Consider the following 20,902-nt stretch of genomic DNA (forward strand, 5'->3'; position numbering starts at 1 on the left):
ACAATCTGAAAATCAGCACGTTAAACACTTTTATAATACAATGGCTAACCATCAAAAAGATTTTTTATTTGTATTAATAAAATCCCTTTCCAAATCTGAAAAAAGACAATTCAAAATTTTTGCCAGCCGCTTAGAGACAAGTTCCAATACTAAATTTATCGAGTTATTTAATATTTTAGATAAATCTGAAGTATATGATGAAAAACTGATTTTGAAGAATGGCTTGATAAAAAAAGTACAGTTGTCCAATTTAAAATCATACCTCTATAAACAAATATTAGTAAGCATTCGCTTAAATATTCCAAGTCAGAATATCAGATATCAACTGCGTGAGCAAATTGACTTCGCCGCAATATTATACAACAAAGGCCTGTATAAGCAAAGCCTTAAAATATTAGACAAAACAAAACAGCAGGCCATCGAAAATGATGAAAAATATATGGCTTTTGAAATTGTTGAATTTGAAAAATTAATTGAATCCCAGTACATTACAAGAAGTATTCAGGGGCGTGCTGATGAATTAGTTATTCAGGCCAAAGAACTGAATTATAAGAATACCATTTCGAGCAAGTTATCGAATCTGTCGCTGCAATTGTATGGCATAATGCTGAAAACAGGATATGTAAAAAGCGATAACGAATACAAATATATAGATGATTACTTCGTAAAACATATTGCGCGTCTGGATCAATCCAAATTTGGTTTCAGGGAAAAATACTGGTTTTACAATGCTAATCTTTGGAGAAGTTTCTTAGTTCAGGACTTTCTTTCCTGTTATAAATATGCCACCAAATGGGTTGCTTTATTTTATGACAACAAAAACATGATTTATCTAAATCCTGTTTTTTTTCTAAAAGGAAATCATTATTTATTGGAGTCTTTATTTATGCTGAAATATAAAACCAATTTCAAAAAATATCTGAATCTTTTAGAAGAAACAATTTCCGATCCACGATTTCCAGTCAATGACAATATTGCTTCTTTGTCTTTTTTATACATTTACAACAATAAGTTAAATTATCACATTCTGGAAGGTACTTTTGCTGAAAGCGAATATCTCATTCCAGAAATCCTCCATAAAATAAAAATTCACAGTGAACATTTAGATGAACATCACGAGATGGTTTTTTACTATAAAATTGCCAGTATTTATTTTGGTAATGAAAAATATCAGGAATGCATTGTTTATCTAGAAAAAATTATAAATAATAAAAATCTTTATGTCCGTGAAGACTTAGCGTGTTTTGCAAGACTATTATGCCTGATTGCACATTATGAATCTGGCAAGGATTTTAATTTGGAAAGCCAATTACTAAGTACCTATAAGTTTTTAATAAAAATGAATGACCTGCATGAGGTTCAAAAAGAGATTATTCGTTTCTTGAAGAAATTAAACAACTTATATCCGAGCGATATCAAAAAAGAGTTTATCAAAATGAGAGAACGTTTTATAGAATTAGAAAAAAACACTTACGAAAAAAGAGCTTTTTTATATCTAGATATTATTTCTTGGCTTGAAAGCAAAATCGAGAACCGAAAAATAAGCGATATCATTAAAGAAAAGGCAAAATTGATTAATCGCTAATCGCATAAAAATATTTTTAATCAAAATGACTTCAAGCAATTGAGGTCATTTTTATTTGGTTCCGATTATATAGTTTCCTTTTTTGTATTTTTACCAAAAAAAATAACACTCTATGAATTTTCTAAAAAAGTTTTCCCCTTTTTATAATCTGGCGCTTTTCTACATTATTGTAAGTTTCGTTTTGCGGATTGTTTTAATATTTCATCCTATCACGCAGACTAATTTTGTTTTTCTGGATACCATGAAAATTTTCCTCATTGGCTTGGTTTCAGATGCCTTTGTGTTTGTAATAGCTTCAGCTTTTTTATGGCTGTACCTTATTTTTATATCCAATTCCAAATATTACAAACCTTGGGGGTACATCATTTTTGGATTTTTCATAGCACTGCTGCTTTATATTGCATCTGGAAAAACGATTTTAAACGAATACGGCGGCGCTTTGCCAAAAATTGGACTTATTTTCGTTGGTATCAAAACTTTACTTTTTGGATTATTACTTTTTTTACCAAAACACCGAAGCAAAATCCGATTTTGGCTGTTCTCATTTGTGATGTTTTTGTATGTAGTTCTTATTCTTCAAAACGGCATCAGCGAATACTTTTTCTGGAATGAATTTGGAGTTAAATACAATTTTATTGCTGTTAATTATTTAGTTTACACCAATGAAGTAATCGGAAATATTATGGAGTCTTATCCTGTGATTCCGCTGTTTTCAGCTTTATTTTTAATAGCTGGAATTGTAACTTATTTCATTGTTAAAAGAACCAGAAATTATATTGATGAAATTCCAGCATTCACAGATAAATTAAAAATTTCAGGAATCTACCTTGCTCTGCTGGGCGTTTCTTTATTGGCCGTTCCTTATTTGGCTAAAAAAGAAAACTCTCAAAATGTTTTCACCAATGAACTGCAGGCTAACGGAATGTACCGCTTCTACCTGGCTTTCATGAACAGTGAATTAGATTATTTTAAATTTTACAAAACCCTGCCTGAGAACGAAGCTTTTGCCTTGTTAGGAAAACAGATTCCGTCCATATCAGGTGTAACCACTTTGCGAACTATTGAAAGTGATACTGCTGAAACTCCAAAGAATGTAGTTTTAATTACCATCGAAAGCTATAGTGCCGATTTTATGAAAGCATACGGCAACGACAAGAACATTACTCCTTTTCTGGATGATTTAGCACAAAAAAGTTTACTATTTACCAATTTATATGCCGTTGGAAACAGAACCGTACGCGGTCTTGAAGCGGTAACTTTGTGTTTTCCTCCAACAGCCGGCGAAAGCGTAGTTAAAAGAAAAGACAATAAAAACAAGTTCTCCACTGGTTCTATTTTCAAACAAAAAGGATATAACGTGAAATATCTTTACGGAGGTGATGCTTTTTTTGATAACATGGAAGACTTTTTTACCGGAAATGGTTATGACATTGTAGATAAAAAAACATTCGCTCCAGAAGAAATTACTTTTGCCAATATTTGGGGAGTATGCGATGAAGATATGGCCAATAAAGCCATAAAAACGATGAATGCCGAAGCCAAAGAAGGCAAACCTTTTTTTAATCATTGGATGACTGTGAGCAATCACCGACCATTCACGTATCCAAATGGCAAAATTGACATTCCGGGAGATTCCAAATCTCGTGACGGCGGTGTAAAATATACAGATTATGCTTTGAGAAAATTCTTTGATATGGCGAGTAAACAGCCTTGGTTCAAAAACACGGTGTTTGTAATTGTTGCCGATCATTGTGCTTCAAGTGCTGGAAAAACAGAACTTCCGGCTGATAAATACCGAATTCCGGCAATGATTTACAGCCCTGGATTTATTCAGCCACAGAAATATACCAATTTGATGTCCCAGATTGATATTATGCCGACACTTTTCGGCCTGCTGAATTTTAATTACCAAAGCAAATTTTACGGACAGGATGTTTTAAAACCAGATTATAAACCAAGAGCATTAATTGCTACCTATCAGGATTTAGGACTGATAAAAGACAATATTTTGACCATTCTTTCTCCGAAACAAGCAGTAAAACAGTTTCAATTGACATTAAAACCGGATCAAAAAACAGCACCTGAATTCCAGATTTACTACGATCAGGTTCCTTTGAAAACCGAAAGAACCGATTTGGTTAACGAAACGATTTCGTACTATCAAACAGCTTCAGATATATTAAAGAAAAAGAATTATCAAAAGGTGAAATAATTCATACCTAATTAAAATAGCCACAGATTAAGTAGTTCAAAAACTAATTTTTACCGCAAATTCGCAAATTATAGCAATTATAAAACTTTATAAATTTGCGAATTTGCGGTGAAAAAATTAGCCTTGACATCAACAAAAAAGCCTGTAAACTCAACATTTACAGGCTTTTTTATTTGCTTTTTATTATTATTGACTAATCAAAATCATTTTCTGCTTCCAAACCAAAAAGCTTTCCGCTTTTCCAAAGTTTCAAATCATTTTTTAAATTCTTTTTATTACGATTGGTTAATTCTTTTGAATCTAAACCATCCAAATCTGGCTTTCCTGCATTTACCCAAGCCGTATACCAAAAATTGGCTGTTGCAGTAATTGCTTTTCTCATCTGACTCTCGACCATTCCGTTTAAAGCGGTATTAAGCTGCGTCACATATTCTTTGGTATATAACAAATCACCAAATTTGCCTTTGGCAATTTTTCCATCCGCATCATGCTCATACATCGTTTCAGGCGTAAATTTTGCACGCAGATTTCTGTCAATCAATAAAAGTGGCTCTACTTGACTGTGCGAATCTTTTATCATGTCCCAAGTTGCTTTTTCAACATTATCAATATACTTCGCTTCTCCCGTATAAAAATTATAATCTCTGCCAAACATTTTCGGAATACGGGATTCCCACATAGCATGAATCCCTTTTTGATTGGTAAGCTGTCCGTCATGATTGGCTGATGTATGCAGAGGCATGTTTGCATCACCTATATAATGCGCCAGATCACCGGCCAAAAACAAAATTTCATTTTTTCTTTTATCTTTAAAAGCCTTTGTCAGCTTCGTCATCGTTTCCTGAATATACCAAGGCAGAATACCATTATCGGCCAAAAATTTCTCATCATACTTTTTCTTTGCTTCATCAAACTGCAGCGGAATCGATTCTACAGCACCAAAATTCTCCATGTCGATATAATGTCTCGGATTTTCGGCTTTATCACGCAAAGTGTATTTGCGCAGATCCGGAACCGATGACTCCTGTGTTATAAAATCAAGATGATTGTAAAAAAAAGCCTGTACTGGTTTTGGCAAAGCCATAACTGCCGCATTATTGATGTGCTCATGACCAAAAACACCCCAGGATAAACTGACAAAAGCAATACTAATTGCCGAAAAAATAAGCAGTGATTGTTTTAATTTAAAGTTTTTCATTATATTTATTTTATTGAAATACAAAAGTATTTTTTTTAAACAAAATTCAAGCATTTTGTGTTTAATATTATGTTAAGCCAAAGAAAAATAAATAAAAATGTTTAAACATCAAGGCAAAAACAGAACTTCAAAACATAATTTACGACTTGCCATACTGTTATCTTTTGTAGCTGGAATAGTTAATGTAACTGGTGTTTTATCGGTAAAGACTTTAACTACGAATGTAACGGGACATTTTGCTTTTTTTGCCGAAGAAGTGACCAAACACAACTATCATGAAGCAATTGTCTTTTTAATTTATACACTATTTTTTTTAGCAGGTGCTTTCACATCAAATTTTCTAGCTGAATTGGTTTCCTCGAAAAAACAAGATCTTTCTCATTTGCCTGCAATTGTAATCGAATTAACTATCTTGATTGCATTGGGAATACTTGGAAATATTTCAGATTTTTCATTTGGAGGAAAATGGATTGCTTTTGGCCTTCTCTTTGCAATGGGAATCCAAAATGCACTGGTTACCAAAATATCAAAATCGACAGTAAGAACTACACACTTGACAGGTCTTTTTACCGATTTAGGAATTGAGCTTTCACAGCTTTTTTTTTACAAAAAAACCGAAGAGCGAATAGCATTAAAGACCAGTATTTATTTGAGGCTCTCGATTATAACATTCTTCTTTTTGGGCTGTTTTAGCGGCGGTTTCATATATGGTTATTTAGCCCTAAAAACACTGCTTATCGCCGCTTGCTTCTTATTAATTGCGTTTTATTACGATTATATCCTATTGAATATCATTACAATCAAACGGAAAAAAACGCCTTTTTAGAAATATCGAATTACCAATAAAGTACCAACAGCAATACTCACCCAAAGAAAAATACCCTGCAATAAAGGCAGAATCCCAACTGATTTTAACACTGTATTACTAAGTCCTGCCCCTATCAAAAACAAGGTAACTGTTAGGCCTGCCTTGGCAACAGAAACAAAATATAGCGCAGCAGAAGTTACAGAAGGAAAATAAGTACTGCAGAGCATTGCCAGAATAAATAATCCAATAAAATATGGGATTTTCACTTTGCCCGTCTTATTCTTGAAAACTACCGAAGTAATCAATGCCACGGGAATAATCCATAAAGCTCTGGCCAATTTAACAGTTGTGGCAACCTGTAAAGCTTCTGCACCATACTTATTAGCCGCGCCTACTACCGAACTCGTGTCATGTATTGCAATAGCACACCACAAACCAAAATCATTTTGAGACATTTTTAGCCAATGACCAATTACTGGAAATGCAAACAAGGCAATAGAATTTAATATAAAAATTACCCCCAGAGCCACCGAAGTCTGTTTTTCATCTGATTTGATTACCGGAGCAATTGCGGCAATTGCGCTGCCACCGCAAATAGCGGTTCCGCAAGAGATAAGATGAGACGTTTTTTCCTCAATTCTAAACCATTTTCCTAATAACGTCCCTAAAGCTAAAGTCACCGCAATTGAACCAACCGTAAACAGAAAACCTTCTTTCCCTGCAGCTGTCGCGCTATGCACATTCATACCAAATCCCAATCCCACTACAGAAAACTGCAATAAAATATTGACTGCCTTGTGATTTAAATGCAAAAAAGGATGTCCAGAAAGATTAGCGACAATTAAGCCCAGCAACAATGCAAGAGGCGGAGAAATAAAAGGAAATAAACAAAGCAGCAGCAGCAAAACAAAAATGATTTGTTGTGCTGTAGTATTGATTTTTAAAAAAATTGGGGCGTTAAAGCTATTGGTTTCCATTTGTTTTGTCATTTTCAACACAACAAAGGTCGGTATTAAACCCGCTTATCACCAATCGTTAAAAATAATCCATTATAACTTTAAGTTATGATAGCTTGAAATATTATTTATAAATAATTCAGACAGAGAATCTGATTTACCTTGTAAAGTAATAATATAAAAAAAACGTTCAATGGACAAATCGATAACATCGATTACCTGTAATTCCTTATTTTTCAACTCTTTATCAATTGCATGGATAGACATAAAAGCCACACAATCAGAATTTAACAAATAAGACTTGATACTTTCGGTACTTCCTAATTGCATTTCGACCTGTAAATCATCAATTTTAATCTGAAAAGGTTTCAACGCATATTCAATAACTTCAAGTGTTCCAGATCCTTGCTCTCGGACAACAAACCGTAACACTTTAAGTTCAGATGGGGAAACTTCTCTTTTCTTGACTAATGCATGATTAGTATTGCAGACCAAGACAAGCTCGTCTTTAATGAATGGCGTGTATTTTATGGATTGATTTTTGGATTGCCCTTCAACAATTCCAATTTCAATTTCTTTATTAAGCAAAGCATTTTCAATCTGTTCCGTATTTCCATTAAGCAGACTCACTTTTACCGATTCCAGCTTTTGATGAAATCGCGCTAATAATGGCGGAATAATATATTGCGAAATAGTTGTACTGGCTCCCAATCGCAGCAGACCTTTACGCTCGTTAATTAACGTGCTCATATCAAAATCGATTTCCCTGTAAATCTCAAAGATATTTTTAGTATGTTTCAGTAATACTTCTCCAGCATTGGTAAGGGCTATTTTGGAACCATTTCTTTCAAAAAGCTTGATTTTGTATTCCTCTTCCAATTCCTGAATGTGCTTGGAAATAGCGGGCTGCGTAATGAATAATTCGGAAGCAGCTTTAGTAAAGCTCAGTCTCGCTGCGACAGTGAAAAATACTTTTAGTCTAAAATTCATATTGGCTATTTGAACTTATAATTTATTATCAATCAATAACTGTTTTATTAATCAAAAAAAAATAAAAATATTAATCTACCATATTTTCTATTTCAGTCTTTAATTTTTCCAAATGACGATTTATAATTGCCCAAACTATAGAATTATCAATACTGTCGTAAGCATGAACTAAACGATTACGAAAACCAATAATCTGTTTATCATTTTCAATCACGATTTCGGGTTCAATCTGTCGTAGTTTATTTAAAGCCTCCCCAATAATAACCAATAGCCTTTCAACCGCACTTTGGGTTTTTCTATCTTTATTATAAATATTGAAATCTGCAATCTCAATAGTAAATTCGCGAATTAAGTGTATCGCCATTAAGACATCAGAAAGATACTTTTTGCTCTTTTCCGTCATAAAGTAAAATTTTTGTAGCGTCTATATTTTTTCTAAGAATAGGATTTTTAATGGATGAATTTGTCAATAAATCAACTTTTCTTTGAAAAAATTCTTCGAGTTTATCCCAAATATCCATCAGGTTTTCTCCGCGTTCAATCGGGTCTTCGTTATCAATTTCAATTAGTAAATCAATATCACTGGATTCTTCATTGAAATTATCTGTCACAGCAGAACCAAAAGCATAAATATTTTTAACATTATGACTCTTGCACAATACTAAAAATTCTGCTAATTTCATTTGTATTGACTCTTTCATTTTCATATGTTGATATTTATTGTTTTTTATCGGTCGTATGTAATTCATATATCGACATTGATATATGCAACTAATTTGTTGCCATAAACATTTTATAAAGCTAAGATAGTTTATTTTTTTGAAAGTTATCTACCCACTAATTACTGTCAAACTCTACAACATCCCGTTATACTTCCTTACAAACCATTCTGTAGAAAGAAAAACAGCAATAAAAACCAACAGCCACTTCCAGTCAATCAAAGGTGATTTGGTTACAACATCTTTCTGGATTGGTTTATATTCCTCGTTTTCTAAAAGTGTTTTTATAAGCATATCAATCTGGTTTGGATAAAAAGCCGTTCCTTTGGTTTGGCTGGCCAATTGCTTCATTTTTTGAACATCAGGATTCACGAACTGCTTTTCAATATCAAAATCCAGAATCTCAAAATGCCCGGAATAAGAGTCATTGGAATTGAGTTCCTTGACCGAAAAATTATAACTGCCTGCAGCAAGTCCGTCAAGATTTACTTTGTAAGTGCTATTTCCTTTTAAAAGATCGTAATTTTTGGTCTGTTTTGTTTTGGCATTAGTCACTGCAATTGTCAAACGCGCTTTCTCGTCAAAATCATAATTTTTATTGAAATATTGTGCTGTAATTTCGATGGTTTCTCCTGAGTTGTAAAAGCTTTCATGATTAACCACCAATGATTTTTTAGCATTATTTGAAGCTAAATACTGAATGATTTTATTTATAAAAATATCGTATTTTTCAAAAGACTGAGTATTGATGTGACTCTGCATATTCCATTTCCAGCTGTTTTCCCCAAATAAATACGCTGATCTTCGGCCTTGATTTTCTGTAAATGATAATAAAGGAGCTTTAGTATCGATATTTCTGATTTTGGCCGAAAGCAGCACATTCACTTCACCATTTGCAGTAATAGTTCCAAAATTATTCTGTAAAGGAGGAAAGCTTTCAAAACCAATGTTTTCAGTTTCAAAAAGATTAAAATGAGTATCAAAACTAGCCAAATAATCCTCTTCCTGACCGCTCATCTTAAAAACAAAACTATTTTGCTCCTGATTCAAAAAAGAAAAATCGGTACTCGTTCCTGTAATTATAAATGTATTCAAATTAGCCTTTTTATTGGCTTCAAAAATTGATTTAAACGCAGAAGTTGGTTGATATAAAATAAGCACATTATAATCCTGTAATGACTTAACATCACTTGGTTTCACCAATACTGTTTTATGTTGCAGATTGGACTCAATCGCTCTCTTTAAAACTGCTATATCAGGATGATTCGTTGTTGAAACAATGGCAACAGTTGTTTTCTGGTCAATAACTTCAACAGCAAAATTCTTGATATTATTGAATGTGTTTTTTTCGCTTACTTTAGATTCAATTTTAGCTTTATAAACCTGTAAACCTGTTTTATTGGCGGGCAAAAGCACATTTAAAACAGCTGTCCTTTTGGAAGCAGAAAAGGATACACTCTCTTTGCTCAGCACTTGATTTCCTTGGGCAATACTGAAATTGGCAACCACATTCTTATCACCCGAATATTGCAAAAATACTTCAGCCGGAAATTTATTTTTCAGGAAAGCATACCGGTTTACATTCAGCTGATTTATTTTTAAATCCAGAACTTTGGTCGTATCTCCCAAAACTACAGGATACACCTTATTGTTTTCATTAAAGCTGTAAACATAATCATTCCCCGAAGTCTGATTCCCATCTGTAATAATAACCGTTGGATAAAATGCATTTTTATAAATGCTTTTTAGATTTTTGGCAACCAAATCCAAATTGGTTTGGTTCCCTTTAAAAGTCAAACTGTCCGACTGGCGAAAATCGGCATCGAAAAGATACGACTGTACATCAAACTTGTCCTTAATGGCACTGTATGAAGTTATTTTTTGCATCAATTCAGCTGCTTTTTCTTTTACATTCAAAAAAGAAATCGAGCTGGAATTATCAACGACTATTGGCAATGGTGTTTTTATAATTTCGAGTTTACTGGTTGTGATAATTGGGTTTATCAAAAGCACCAGCAATGAGAAAATAGCAAGAAAACGCAAAAAAGCCAAGAACAAATACACATTGGATTTGTTTTTGACTTTGTATAAATATTGAAAAAACGACAAACCACCCGCTATTAATAAAGAAAGTAGAAGTAATAGAATCGTGCTTGCTGTCATATTTGTTTAGTTTATTGTTTCCTGTTTATAGTTTTTAGTTGCAGAACAATAAACAACAAACCATAAACAATTAACTTTCTAAGTTAGCATTCCCCCGCAAACATTCAACACTTGCCCTGTAATATAAGCACTCATATCCGAAGCTAAGAACAGACAGGCATTGGCAACATCTTCGGTAGAACCACCACGTTTCAACGGAATACCTTCTCTCCATCCTTTTACGACATCTTCGCTTAATTTTGCAGTCATTTCAGTTTCAATAAACCCAGGAGCAATAGCGTTGCAACGAATATTACGAGAACCCAATTCCAAAGCTACCGATTTTGTAAAACCAATAGCACCCGCTTTTGAAGCTGCATAATTCGTTTGACCGGCATTTCCGGAAACTCCCACTACAGAACTGATATTGATAATAGAACCGGCACGCTGTTTCAAGAAAGTCTTCTGAATCGCTTTTGTCATATTAAAAACCGACTTCAAGTTCACATCGATTACCTGATCAAAATCAGCTTCTGACATTCTCATTAATAAATTATCTTTCGTGATTCCGGCGTTATTTATCAAGATATCTACAGTGCCAAATTCAGCCAGAACAGCATCAACAAAAACCTGCGCTTCATTAAAATCGGCTGCATTGGATTTGTATCCTTTTGCTTTAATTCCCAAAGCGTTCAATTCATTTTCCAAGGCCTGAGCTGATTCTGCAGACGAGCTATAGGTAAAGGCAACATTGGCTCCGTTTTTTGCAAAAACTTCAGCAATTCCTTTTCCAATTCCACGACTAGCACCAGTAATAATGGCTACTTTTCCTTCTAGTAATTTCATATTCAGTTAATATTTATTTTATTAGACTGTTACCCTTTGCAATCTGATGCAGATAAGCTTGATAACATTCGTCAAATATATAATAAAAATGCGGAATGAAAAAAATTACAATTTCAATTCCACAGTTTTGCTGCTGAAAGATTTGTTAGTATTTTTCTAAATTTGAAAAAAAACTGACTTTAAATAATCAAACAAAACACATGATCGTTAACAGAAAACTTTTTGGCTAAAACAACAAATATTTGGTTGAAAAACTGCAAATTAAAACACCATTCAGGGACAGAAAAAATTCTATCTTTAGCCAATGAAAGATATTTTTCCTTTTTATGGCATTGGAGACTTTATAAACCAGCCCAAAAACCCGACTGAGTTTGAAATATTGCGGTTCGACGAAATAGACGAACCCAATGTAGACGACTTTCACAAACACAGTTTTTATGAAATTCTTTGGACAGAAAAAGGCAAAAGCAGACAAATCATTGATTACAATAAATATGAAGTAAATCCGAATAGTTTATTCTTCATTTCGCCAAATCAAGTACATCATTTTGAAGAATGGAAACCGCTTGCCGGCGGGACAATCTTATTTACCGAAGATTTTTATTTACTCAGCCAAAACAATAAAGATAACTTATTTGAACTCAGTTTTCTGGACAATTTATATTCGAACCCCTGCATTGAATTTACAAAAACGGAATTTACTGAAATAGTAGATATTATTCATAAAATTGAAACAGAACAAAAACGTGCTGATAAAAATCCTTCAATTGTTCAGGCCTATCTGAGCATTTTACTTGCGCAGGTACAACGGCACATTCAAACAAAAAATAACACAGCTGCTTCAAAAAAATATCTCATTCAGTTTAAACAATTTAAGGTTATACTGGAAAAACACTTTGCAGAAAACAAAACCGCCAGCTTTTATGCAGACCAATTGAACATTACCCCGCATCACCTGAATCTGATCTGCAAGGAAATTGCAAATATAACGGCAACTGGCATTATCAGGGCAAGAAGTATTCTTGAAGCCAAAAGATTTTTGACATTTACCAGCAAAACAATTTCAGAAATTGCTTTTGAACTTAATTTTACAGATAGCTCCTATTTTTCTAAAACCTTCAAATCCGTTACAAATCAGACTCCATTAGATTTTAAAACCGAAATGTCCGAAAAATACCGAACAAGATAGTTTTAGTCATAACATCCAAACCCTGTTTTACTGCAATTTTGCATTGTTAAATTTATTAAAACCAAGAAACAATGACAAAATTTACAGTTCCCTCCAGAGGAGAAGTATCCGAAAACAATCAAGCCATTTTTGACAGCTTGCAAAAAGCCTTAGGCTTTGTACCAAATTTGTATGCATATTATGCTAAAAACGGAACTGCATTGAGCGACTATCTCTCTTTACAAAATCGAAAATCAACATTAAAAGTAAAAGAAAGAGAGGTCATTAATTTGGTAACAAGCCAAATCAATGGCTGTAATTATTGCTTGGCTGCGCACACAGCACTTGGCAAAATGAACGGTTTTACAGACGAACAGATTATTGAGCTGCGAAAAGGTTCAGCTTCATTTGACAAACAATTAGACGCTTTGGCAAAATTTACAGTATCTACTGTCACAAACAAGGGAAAAGCCAGTGCAGAAAGCAAGCAGGCTTTTTTTGATGCAGGTTACACAGAGGCCAGCATGATAGATGCAGTTATGGCTATTGGTGATAAAATCATCAGCAATTACATCCACAACCTTACAGGCTTTGAAGTTGATTTTCCTTTGGCACAGTCAATTTAATTATCTAAAAATATGACTAAGAAAACGTGGTTCATCACAGGAATTTCAAGCGGTTTAGGCAAAGCACTTGCTCAAGCCGTAATTGACAAAGGAGACTTTGTAATTGGTACATTTCGCAATCCATCACAAACTGATCTTTTTAATGACCAGCACAAAGACAAAGCATTTTCATTGACTTTGGACGTAACAAACTCCAGCAGAATTGAAAAAGCAGTTAAGCTTGTAAATGAAAAATTTGGTCAAATTGACGTGCTTGTAAATAATGCAGGTTATGGGCTTGCCGGTGCTATTGAAGAAACAAGCATGGAAGAAACAAGAAAAATATTTGAAGCTAATTTTTTCGGATCATTGAAGTTGACACAATCGTTTTTACCAATTTTTAGAAATCAAAAAAGCGGACACATTATTCAAATTTCTTCTCATGGTGGTTTTAAAGCCTTTGCAGGATTTGGCATATACAACGCAACGAAATTTGCATTAGAAGGTTTTAGCGAAGCGTTGGCACAAGAGGTTGCACCAATTGGAATTAAGGTTACGATTGTCGAACCAGGACCGTTTAGAACAAACTTTGCAGGCAGTGGCTTCAAGCTTGCCAAACAGACAATTGAGGACTACAATACAACAGCTGGCTTGTTTAGAGAAAGAATTAAAGGCGTAGATGGCAAACAGGAAGGCAATCCAGATAAGGCAGCACAAGCGATTTATGACATCACTAAATCTCATAATCCGCCTCTTCGGCTCCCACTTGGTAAAATTGCCCTGCTTTCATTGACAACTAAATTGGAAAACGTTAAAACGGATCTTGACAATTTTAAACACATTGCAGAAAACACTGTCTATTGACGATTGCACATGTTTAATATACAAATTCTTAGGAATCTTCTCCACTCTTCAAAGTATCTTCCAAAAATACCAATTGTAAGAGCGGGGAATTCCTAAGACTTGGTGAACACAGACAAATCCAACTGGGAAACCACAATAAAAACAACTGCAAGCAATGCCAAAAAAAGTCCGATTATATTGTATTTAGTGACTTTTTCCTTAAAAATAAAAACGCCAACAAGAGTACCAACAACGATAACTCCCATATTCATTCCTGCAAAAACAGTAGACGGATTTTTTGCAAATGCCTGATGTGCTTTCAGGTAAAACAAAATATTGCCAAAATTAAAAATCCCAACCAATCCTCCAAAGATGATACCCTTGAAATCTATTTTAGCTTTATCCGAAAAAAGCTCAAAAACATTATAAATTACCATTATCAATAACGCAATTGAAAAAATAACAAACAGTGAAGCCGTAAAAGATACATTCGAAGACAATGCAATCTGCTTGAAAAGAATGTCTATCATACCAAAACCAACCAATACAATTGCAGGATAAACCCATTTATTTTCTTTATTGTCTGTTGGTTTGTTCAGAATAAGCAATAATGCTGGAAATCCAATCAAAAGAGCGGTCAATTTTAAAACACTAAACTCTTCGCCAAAATACAGCCAAGCTCCCAAAACAGAGATAATCAGCGATAAACGCTGAGCAGAATCGGTTTTTACAATGCCCATATATTTTATGGAAACTGCCAGAAAAAGAAAGACAACAGGCAATAAAATTCCTAATGAAACGAATATTCCCCATGGCGAAGAGCTATCCAGAACTGAAACATCGGGACTGAAAAACATATAGCATAATACCAAGGCAAATACATAATTGAAGGTTACAATTTGAGCAGCCGGTACTTGAAAATTACGGGCAATCTTAAAAATCACGCCCACCGTTACACTACAGATTACAGACAGAATAAGAAATAACATAGTCCTATTTTTTTGATGGCAAAAATACTATTTAAACCTAAAATCAGATCAAATACCATTGTCGTCTTTTTATTTTTAATCAACTTTATACTATTTTTAATATTTTTTCAGTTCTATACAACTAAATTGCACTAAAATAAACTGACATGGAGAATATAAAAATACTTTGGGTTGATGATGAAATCGATTTACTTAAACCACATATATTATTTCTTGAGAAAAAAAATTACAGCGTTACCACCTGCAATAATGGACGTGATGCCGTAGATATTTTTGAAGAAGATAATTTTGACATTGTCTTTCTGGACGAAAATATGCCCGGAATGAATGGCTTGGACACTCTTTCTGAAATGAAAGAAAAAAAATCTTCGATTCCAGTGATTATGATTACCAAAAGCGAGGAAGAGCACATTATGGAAGAAGCTATTGGTTCCAAAATCGCAGACTATCTTATTAAACCGGTAAATCCAAACCAGATTTTGCTGAGTTTGAAGAAAAACCTGGACAATTCCAGACTGATTTCGCAAAAAACAACTTTGGATTACCAAAAAGAATTCCGAAAAATCACCATGGAGATGGCTATGGTGAACTCTTATGAAGATTGGGTGGAATTGTACAAGAAACTGCTGTTTTGGGAATTGGAACTGGAGAATATCAATGATCAGGGAATGATTGAAATTCTCGAATCCCAAAAAGTGGAAGCCAATTCGCAATTTGGTAAATACATTGAGCGCAATTATGAAGACTGGTTTGCCCCAAAAGCAGACAAACCAATCCAATCTCATAATTTATTCAAGGAATTGGTCGTACCGGAAATTCAGAAAAAAGACAAACCAGTGCTTTTCATTGTAATCGATAATCTGCGTTATGATCAATGGAAAGCTTTTGAAAGTGTGGTTGCCAATTACTACAAACTCGAAAAAGAAGTTCCTTATTTCTCCATACTTCCTACTGCTACCCAATATGCCAGAAACGCCATTTTCTCAGGATTACTGCCTCTAGAAATGGAAAAACAGTTTCCGCAGTATTGGAAAAACGATCCTGATGAAGGCGGTAAAAACTTATATGAAGCCGAGTTTCTAACAGCACAAATCAAGCGTCTGCGATTGGACATAAAAGAAGATTATTTCAAAATTACCAATCTGGCAGGCGGAAAAAAACTGGCCGAAAGCTTTAAATCATTAAAAGACAATGATCTTGTGACTGTGGTTTATAACTTTGTTGACATGCTTTCGCACGCCAAAACCGAAATGGATGTTGTAAAAGAGCTGGCTTCGGATGATAAAGCATACCGCTCGCTGACATTGAGCTGGTTCAAAAACTCTCCATTACTGGAAATCATTCAGCAGGCGCAAAAACTAGGATTCAAATTAATAATGACTACAGATCATGGTACTATTAATGTGAAAAATCCTTCAAAAGTTGTCGGCGATAAAAACACCAGTTTAAATCTTCGCTACAAAACGGGACGCAGCCTGACGTACGAACAAAAAGACGTTTATGCCGTAAAAGAACCAAAACTTATCGGTCTGCCTGCCATAAATATGAGCAGTTCATATATTTTTGCAAAAAATGATTTGTTTCTAGCCTATGTCAACAATTACAATCATTATGTAAGCTATTACAAAAACACGTATCAGCACGGCGGAATTTCATTGGAAGAAATGATTATTCCTTTTTTGGTTTTTAATCCGAAGTAGAAAAAGTGGGCAGTATTCAGTTTTTAGTAATCAGTTTTACTTAAATACTAACAAATCATTTAATGAATTAAAATACAGACCTAACAGGTTTTGAAAACCTGTTAGATCTAAAACCATAATGAAATAAAAAATGACCATTACATTTTCAATAGAACAGCTCCCAGAAACAGCACAGCAGATTTTAGATCAAAATCCTAATAAAGTAATCCTTTTCAATGGTGAAATGGGTGTCGGCAAAACCACTTTAATCAAACAGCTCTGCAAAACTCTGGGTGTACAGGATGCCACCAGCAGTCCTACTTTTTCTTTGGTAAATGAATACCAGACCAGCAATAATGAGACTGTATATCATTTTGATTTTTACCGATTGAACAAAGAAACTGAAGCTTTGGATATGGGTGTGGACGATTATTTGTATTCCGGAAACTGGTGTTTTATCGAATGGTCCGAAAAAATTGCTAATTTAATTCCGCCACAGCATACTGTAATTAATATTGGATTATTGCCAACGGGCGAGCGTTTATTAGAATTAAAATAATCTGGATTATGGATTTAGAAACTAATAACGTAATCATTATTCCTTTTTCACCTGAATATAAAGATGCCATAAAAGTTTTAAATTTAGAATGGCTTCAGAAATATTTCAGGGTTGAACCCAAAGATGAAAAAGTTTTATCCAATCCGCAAAGCGAAATAATAGATAAAGGCGGAATGATTTTTTATGCGCGATACAACAATCAAATTATAGGAACTGTATCGTTGCTGAAAATTGATGATATTACATTTGAACTATCAAAAATGGCAGTATCTGACGGAAATCAAGGTTTGGGCATTGGCAAAAAGTTATTGACCCATTGCCTGAATGAAGCAAAGCAAAAGAAAATTCAAAAACTTATTCTTTATTCCAATCGAAAATTACTGCCGGCACTGGCATTATATGAAAGTTTTGGTTTCAAGGAAATTCCATTGGAAGAAGGTATTTATGAAAGAGCGGATATCAAAATGGAAAGAAATCTATTCTAAATCTAAACTTTTATGACTATTTAATTAGGTGTTCCAAATATCATACTTTGAATCTTTTTTGTAAATTGTACCACTAATTTCAATACATCAATGTCTATAAGCCCATTTACAAAAGAACAATTACTGCCTCAGGAAGAAAAACTAGAAATTGCAAGACATAAAAGCCAGCTTTTTATAGGGATTCCAAAAGAGAATAGTTACCAGGAAAGACGTATTTGTTTAACACCAGATGCCGTGAATTCGCTTACCTATCAAGGACATAGAGTTATGATTGAAGCAGGTGCTGGAATGAGTTCCAGTTACAGCGACAAAGAATACAGTGATGCAGGTGCCGAAATTAGTCAGGATACAAAGAAAGTTTTTGGCTGTCCTATGATTTTAAAAGTAGAACCGCCTACAATAGCCGAAATTGAAATGATGAACCCTAAAACCATCTTAATTTCAGCAATTCAATTAAAAACTAGAAAAAAAGCCTATTTTGAGGCTTTATCCCGAAAAAAAATTACTTCTCTCGCATTCGAATATTTAAAAGATGAAGATGGTTCGTACCCTGCCGTACGTTCATTGAGCGAAATCGCAGGAACTGCTTCGATACTTATTGCTGCCGAGTTAATGATTACCAATGAATTTGGAAAAGGATTATTATTTGGCAATATTACCGGAGTTGCTCCTACCGAAGTAGTTATTCTTGGTGCAGGTACAGCAGGCGAGTTTGCAGCTAAAACCGCAATTGGTCTTGGAGCCAGTGTGAAAGTTTTTGATAATTCAATCACTAAACTCCGCCGATTACAAAATAATTTAAGCCAACGCATTTTCACTTCAACCATACAGCAAAAATCATTGCTTAAAGCACTAAGACGTTGCGATGTAGCTATTGGTGCTATGCGTGGATTAGAGCGCTGTCCAGTTGTTGTCAACGAGACAATGGTTGAACACATGAAGAAAGGTGCTGTTATAGTTGACATCAGTATCGATACAGGCGGCTGTTTTGAAACTTCCGAAGTGACAACTCACGAAAAGCCAACATTTATAAAAAGTAACGTTTTACACTATTGTGTTCCTAATATTCCTTCGAGATATTCCAAAACAGCATCGCTTTCGATAAGCAATATCATAACACCTTATCTGCTTCAAATTGCCGAAGATGGTGGTATCGAGAGTGCTATCCGCTGTAATTCGGGGCTAAAAAACGGTGTTTATCTATATCATGGAATTCTTACCAACAAAGCCATTGGCGACTGGTTTGATTTACCGGATAACGACATTAATTTAATTGTTTTTTAAACAAACTTTGCCATACCTTTGCCGAAAAATTAAAATATGAACTTTATACAGCGTTTTGCATACTATCTGGTAGGTTTGATTTTGGGTTTATTTGTGGTAGCAGCCATTTTCAGCGGAAAAGACACCCGCTGCAATTATTTCCCAAATGCCAGAGTTTTAAATGATTTAAGAAATAAACCTTTTCATTATTCCGATAAAGCTTCCCTTATTTTATCCCAAAAATGGATAGATACTACTGATATTAAAAACACCCTAAAACTGGGAGATGTTGATTTTGACAAAAGCAATATTCCGTTCAAAAAAGGAAAACTCTACGTTATAGAAGGCAAAACAAAAAAAAATCAGCAGATTATAATTAAAGTAATCAATTACGAAAACAAAGCCGTTCTCGAAGACATCACCAAAAAATAAGTTCACTAAACTCTTCATCACGAAGAGTTTTTTTATTCAAACCTCTAATGATTTTGCCAAAACAAAACACAAGGAACTTCAAGTCTATAGATAGTTATACCTTAATGTTACACTTATTTATTTGCCACAAATTGCACAAATTTTCACAAATCTGCATTAATTAATTTGTGCAATTTGTGACAGCTATTTTATATCCTAAAAACATGCATTAAAAATTTGAAGGAGCGAAACAATAGGCTTTATTAGTAAATATGGATTCCTGCTGTCACCTTTATCCCTCCGCTGCGCTACGAGGATATCGGCTCCATCAGGGCTAAAAAGCTTGCATTATCGCTTTTTTGGAATTAATTTTTAAATTTATTTCTTTCCATAAAAAAAGCCATAATTCAGTTCTGAATTATGGCTTTAAAATATTTTATGAATCAATTATCTGCTTGCCAAATAAGCCAAAACATTTTTCTCGATTCTTTCATTTATACTTGAAATATCAGCTTTTACAAATTTTTCACCAATAATATTTTCATACAATTCGATGTATCTGTCTGATACGGTTTCGATATATTCGTCTGTCATATCAGGAATCTGCTGACCTTCCTGTCCTTGAAAACCATTTTGGATTAACCAGCGTCTCACGAACTCTTTGGACAATTGTTTTTGTTCCTCGCCATTTTTCTGTCTTTCCTCATATCCTTCTGAATAAAAATAACGGGAAGAATCAGGAGTGTGAATTTCGTCAATCAAAACAATCACACCATCTTTGGTTTTACCAAATTCATATTTTGTATCAACCAAAATCAAGCCACGGCTAGCGGCAATCTCAGTTCCTCTTTGGAACAAGGCACGAGTGTATTTTTCAAGAATCAAATAATCTTCTTCAGTAACGATACCTTTAGCCAAAATATCTTCACGTGAAATATCTTCATCATGAGAACCATTATCCGCTTTAGTAGTCGGAGTGATAATTGGTTCTGGAAATTTATCATTTTCTTTTAAACCTTCTGCCATTGTTACACCGCAGATTTGTCTTCTTCCTGCTGCGTATTCGCGTGCAGCGTGACCAGAAACATAACCGCGGATTACCATTTCTACCTTAAAAGGCTCACACAAATGACCAACAGCCACACTTGGATCCGGCGTTGCAATTAACCAGTTTGGCACAATATCCTGAGTCAGCTCCATGAATTTAGTAGCAATCTGATTAAGAATCTGTCCTTTGTACGGAATTCCTTTTGGCAGAACGACATCAAATGCCGAAAGCCTGTCAGTAGCTATCATTACTAGTAAATCGTCATTGATATTATAAACTTCTCTTACTTTTCCGCGGTAAACTGATTTTTGGTTTGGAAAATTAAAATTAGTTGTAGTAATTGTATTGCTCATTTATATGTGTTTTAGATAAGTTTAGTATCTGTTTTAGATACTT

At 34.1% G+C, this 20,902-nt stretch carries 20 protein-coding genes; 11 read left to right on the plus strand and 9 right to left on the minus strand.

Features of this window, described 5'->3' with window-relative positions; genetic code table 11:
* Positions 1–40 precede the first annotated feature (40 nt).
* Positions 41–1,585 carry a hypothetical protein gene (locus ABEG11_RS00075; protein ID WP_348822154.1) on the plus strand — a complete coding sequence of 515 codons (1,545 nt, stop codon included), beginning with the start codon at positions 41–43 and terminating at the stop codon, positions 1,583–1,585.
* Positions 1,586–1,697: 112 nt separating this feature from the next.
* A complete protein-coding gene (locus tag ABEG11_RS00080) occupies positions 1,698–3,797 on the plus strand; it encodes an LTA synthase family protein (protein WP_348822155.1) in 2,100 nt (699 codons plus the stop codon).
* A gap of 193 nt (positions 3,798–3,990) precedes the next feature.
* Here the strand turns inward: ABEG11_RS00080 and ABEG11_RS00085 are convergent, their stop codons facing one another.
* Positions 3,991–4,995 carry a zinc dependent phospholipase C family protein gene (locus tag ABEG11_RS00085; protein ID WP_348822156.1) on the minus strand — a complete coding sequence of 335 codons (1,005 nt, stop codon included), beginning with the start codon at positions 4,993–4,995 and terminating at the stop codon, positions 3,991–3,993.
* Positions 4,996–5,092: 97 nt separating this feature from the next.
* On the opposite strand from ABEG11_RS00085, the gene ABEG11_RS00090 reads away from it, so the two are divergent.
* Positions 5,093–5,821, plus strand: a complete 729-nt coding sequence (locus tag ABEG11_RS00090; RefSeq protein WP_348822157.1) for a YoaK family protein — start codon at positions 5,093–5,095, stop codon at positions 5,819–5,821.
* Here the strand turns inward: ABEG11_RS00090 and ABEG11_RS00095 are convergent.
* The 6 genes from ABEG11_RS00095 to fabG form a co-directional block, all read right to left on the minus strand.
* Positions 5,818–6,780 (minus strand): YeiH family protein, encoded by a 963-nt coding sequence (locus tag ABEG11_RS00095; RefSeq protein WP_348822516.1) that lies wholly within the window; start codon positions 6,778–6,780, stop codon positions 5,818–5,820. The genes ABEG11_RS00090 and ABEG11_RS00095 overlap by 4 nt on opposite strands.
* A 72-nt stretch (positions 6,781–6,852) precedes the next feature.
* A complete protein-coding gene (locus tag ABEG11_RS00100) occupies positions 6,853–7,749 on the minus strand; it encodes a LysR family transcriptional regulator (RefSeq protein WP_348822158.1) in 897 nt (298 codons plus the stop codon).
* A 70-nt stretch (positions 7,750–7,819) separates the two neighbouring features.
* Complete coding sequence (locus ABEG11_RS00105) at positions 7,820–8,152, minus strand: HepT-like ribonuclease domain-containing protein (RefSeq protein ID WP_348822159.1); 333 nt, start codon at positions 8,150–8,152, stop codon at positions 7,820–7,822.
* A complete protein-coding gene (locus ABEG11_RS00110) occupies positions 8,121–8,498 on the minus strand; it encodes a nucleotidyltransferase family protein (protein ID WP_492764708.1) in 378 nt (125 codons plus the stop codon). Before ABEG11_RS00110 ends, ABEG11_RS00105 begins: the two co-directional genes overlap by 32 nt.
* Positions 8,499–8,603: 105 nt before the next feature.
* The gene (locus ABEG11_RS00115; protein WP_348822161.1) at positions 8,604–10,631 is read right to left on the minus strand and encodes a hypothetical protein; all 2,028 of its coding nucleotides are present in this window, start codon (positions 10,629–10,631) and stop codon (positions 8,604–8,606) included.
* A 78-nt stretch (positions 10,632–10,709) separates the two neighbouring features.
* Complete coding sequence (gene fabG / locus ABEG11_RS00120; protein WP_348822162.1) at positions 10,710–11,456, minus strand: 3-oxoacyl-[acyl-carrier-protein] reductase; 747 nt, start codon at positions 11,454–11,456, stop codon at positions 10,710–10,712.
* Between the two features lie 304 nt (positions 11,457–11,760).
* Here fabG and ABEG11_RS00125 point away from each other — a divergent pair, with 304 nt between their 5' ends.
* The 3 genes from ABEG11_RS00125 (at position 11,761) to ABEG11_RS00135 (ending at position 14,093) form a co-directional block, all read left to right on the plus strand.
* A complete protein-coding gene (locus ABEG11_RS00125; protein WP_348822163.1) occupies positions 11,761–12,645 on the plus strand; it encodes an AraC family transcriptional regulator in 885 nt (294 codons plus the stop codon).
* 71 nt (positions 12,646–12,716) lie between these two features.
* Positions 12,717–13,250 carry a carboxymuconolactone decarboxylase family protein gene (locus tag ABEG11_RS00130; RefSeq protein WP_348822164.1) on the plus strand — a complete coding sequence of 178 codons (534 nt, stop codon included), beginning with the start codon at positions 12,717–12,719 and terminating at the stop codon, positions 13,248–13,250.
* A gap of 12 nt (positions 13,251–13,262) precedes the next feature.
* Positions 13,263–14,093, plus strand: coding sequence for an oxidoreductase (locus ABEG11_RS00135; protein WP_348822165.1), 831 nt, complete (start codon positions 13,263–13,265; stop codon positions 14,091–14,093).
* A 92-nt stretch (positions 14,094–14,185) separates the two neighbouring features.
* Here ABEG11_RS00135 and ABEG11_RS00140 read toward each other — a convergent pair whose 3' ends face one another.
* On the minus strand, positions 14,186–15,061 hold the full coding sequence (locus ABEG11_RS00140) for an EamA family transporter (protein WP_348822166.1): 876 nt from the start codon (positions 15,059–15,061) through the stop codon (positions 14,186–14,188).
* A gap of 146 nt (positions 15,062–15,207) precedes the next feature.
* On the opposite strand from ABEG11_RS00140, the gene porX reads away from it, so the two are divergent.
* The 5 genes from porX (at position 15,208) to ABEG11_RS00165 (ending at position 19,479) form a co-directional block, all read left to right on the plus strand.
* Complete coding sequence (gene porX, locus ABEG11_RS00145) at positions 15,208–16,761, plus strand: T9SS response regulator signal transducer PorX (RefSeq protein WP_348822167.1); 1,554 nt, start codon at positions 15,208–15,210, stop codon at positions 16,759–16,761.
* Between the two features lie 130 nt (positions 16,762–16,891).
* Positions 16,892–17,299: a tRNA (adenosine(37)-N6)-threonylcarbamoyltransferase complex ATPase subunit type 1 TsaE gene (gene tsaE, locus ABEG11_RS00150; RefSeq protein WP_348822168.1), complete on the plus strand. Its 408-nt coding sequence runs from the start codon at positions 16,892–16,894 to the stop codon at positions 17,297–17,299.
* Between the two features lie 8 nt (positions 17,300–17,307).
* The gene (locus tag ABEG11_RS00155) at positions 17,308–17,784 is read left to right on the plus strand and encodes a GNAT family N-acetyltransferase (protein ID WP_348822169.1); all 477 of its coding nucleotides are present in this window, start codon (positions 17,308–17,310) and stop codon (positions 17,782–17,784) included.
* A gap of 90 nt (positions 17,785–17,874) precedes the next feature.
* Complete coding sequence (locus ABEG11_RS00160; RefSeq protein ID WP_348822170.1) at positions 17,875–19,068, plus strand: alanine dehydrogenase; 1,194 nt, start codon at positions 17,875–17,877, stop codon at positions 19,066–19,068.
* A gap of 36 nt (positions 19,069–19,104) precedes the next feature.
* Positions 19,105–19,479, plus strand: a complete 375-nt coding sequence (locus tag ABEG11_RS00165) for a DUF4258 domain-containing protein (RefSeq protein WP_348822171.1) — start codon at positions 19,105–19,107, stop codon at positions 19,477–19,479.
* Between the two features lie 426 nt (positions 19,480–19,905).
* On the opposite strand, the gene ABEG11_RS00170 is transcribed toward ABEG11_RS00165, so the two are convergent.
* Positions 19,906–20,859: a phosphoribosylaminoimidazolesuccinocarboxamide synthase gene (locus tag ABEG11_RS00170; RefSeq protein ID WP_348822172.1), complete on the minus strand. Its 954-nt coding sequence runs from the start codon at positions 20,857–20,859 to the stop codon at positions 19,906–19,908.
* Positions 20,860–20,902: the final 43 nt, after the last annotated feature.

The organism is Flavobacterium aestuarii, assembly GCF_040049115.1.
Taxonomy (GTDB): Bacteria; Bacteroidota; Bacteroidia; order Flavobacteriales; family Flavobacteriaceae; genus Flavobacterium; species Flavobacterium aestuarii.

Coding starts and splice junctions, on each gene's coding strand:
- ABEG11_RS00085 (WP_348822156.1), bottom strand. CDS start 4,995: ATGAAAAACTTTAAATTAAAACAATCACTGCTTATTTTTTCGGCAATT.
- ABEG11_RS00075 (WP_348822154.1), top strand. CDS start 41: ATGGCTAACCATCAAAAAGATTTTTTATTTGTATTAATAAAATCCCTT.
- ABEG11_RS00125 (WP_348822163.1), top strand. CDS start 11,761: ATGAAAGATATTTTTCCTTTTTATGGCATTGGAGACTTTATAAACCAG.
- ABEG11_RS00130 (WP_348822164.1), top strand. CDS start 12,717: ATGACAAAATTTACAGTTCCCTCCAGAGGAGAAGTATCCGAAAACAAT.
- ABEG11_RS00165 (WP_348822171.1), top strand. CDS start 19,105: ATGAACTTTATACAGCGTTTTGCATACTATCTGGTAGGTTTGATTTTG.
- fabG (WP_348822162.1), bottom strand. CDS start 11,456: ATGAAATTACTAGAAGGAAAAGTAGCCATTATTACTGGTGCTAGTCGT.
- ABEG11_RS00115 (WP_348822161.1), bottom strand. CDS start 10,631: ATGACAGCAAGCACGATTCTATTACTTCTACTTTCTTTATTAATAGCG.
- ABEG11_RS00095 (WP_348822516.1), bottom strand. CDS start 6,780: ATGGAAACCAATAGCTTTAACGCCCCAATTTTTTTAAAAATCAATACT.
- ABEG11_RS00110 (WP_492764708.1), bottom strand. CDS start 8,498: ATGAATTACATACGACCGATAAAAAACAATAAATATCAACATATGAAA.
- ABEG11_RS00080 (WP_348822155.1), top strand. CDS start 1,698: ATGAATTTTCTAAAAAAGTTTTCCCCTTTTTATAATCTGGCGCTTTTC.
- ABEG11_RS00135 (WP_348822165.1), top strand. CDS start 13,263: ATGACTAAGAAAACGTGGTTCATCACAGGAATTTCAAGCGGTTTAGGC.
- ABEG11_RS00160 (WP_348822170.1), top strand. CDS start 17,875: ATGTCTATAAGCCCATTTACAAAAGAACAATTACTGCCTCAGGAAGAA.
- ABEG11_RS00090 (WP_348822157.1), top strand. CDS start 5,093: ATGTTTAAACATCAAGGCAAAAACAGAACTTCAAAACATAATTTACGA.
- ABEG11_RS00105 (WP_348822159.1), bottom strand. CDS start 8,152: ATGACGGAAAAGAGCAAAAAGTATCTTTCTGATGTCTTAATGGCGATA.
- ABEG11_RS00100 (WP_348822158.1), bottom strand. CDS start 7,749: ATGAATTTTAGACTAAAAGTATTTTTCACTGTCGCAGCGAGACTGAGC.
- ABEG11_RS00155 (WP_348822169.1), top strand. CDS start 17,308: ATGGATTTAGAAACTAATAACGTAATCATTATTCCTTTTTCACCTGAA.
- tsaE (WP_348822168.1), top strand. CDS start 16,892: ATGACCATTACATTTTCAATAGAACAGCTCCCAGAAACAGCACAGCAG.
- ABEG11_RS00170 (WP_348822172.1), bottom strand. CDS start 20,859: ATGAGCAATACAATTACTACAACTAATTTTAATTTTCCAAACCAAAAA.
- porX (WP_348822167.1), top strand. CDS start 15,208: ATGGAGAATATAAAAATACTTTGGGTTGATGATGAAATCGATTTACTT.
- ABEG11_RS00140 (WP_348822166.1), bottom strand. CDS start 15,061: ATGTTATTTCTTATTCTGTCTGTAATCTGTAGTGTAACGGTGGGCGTG.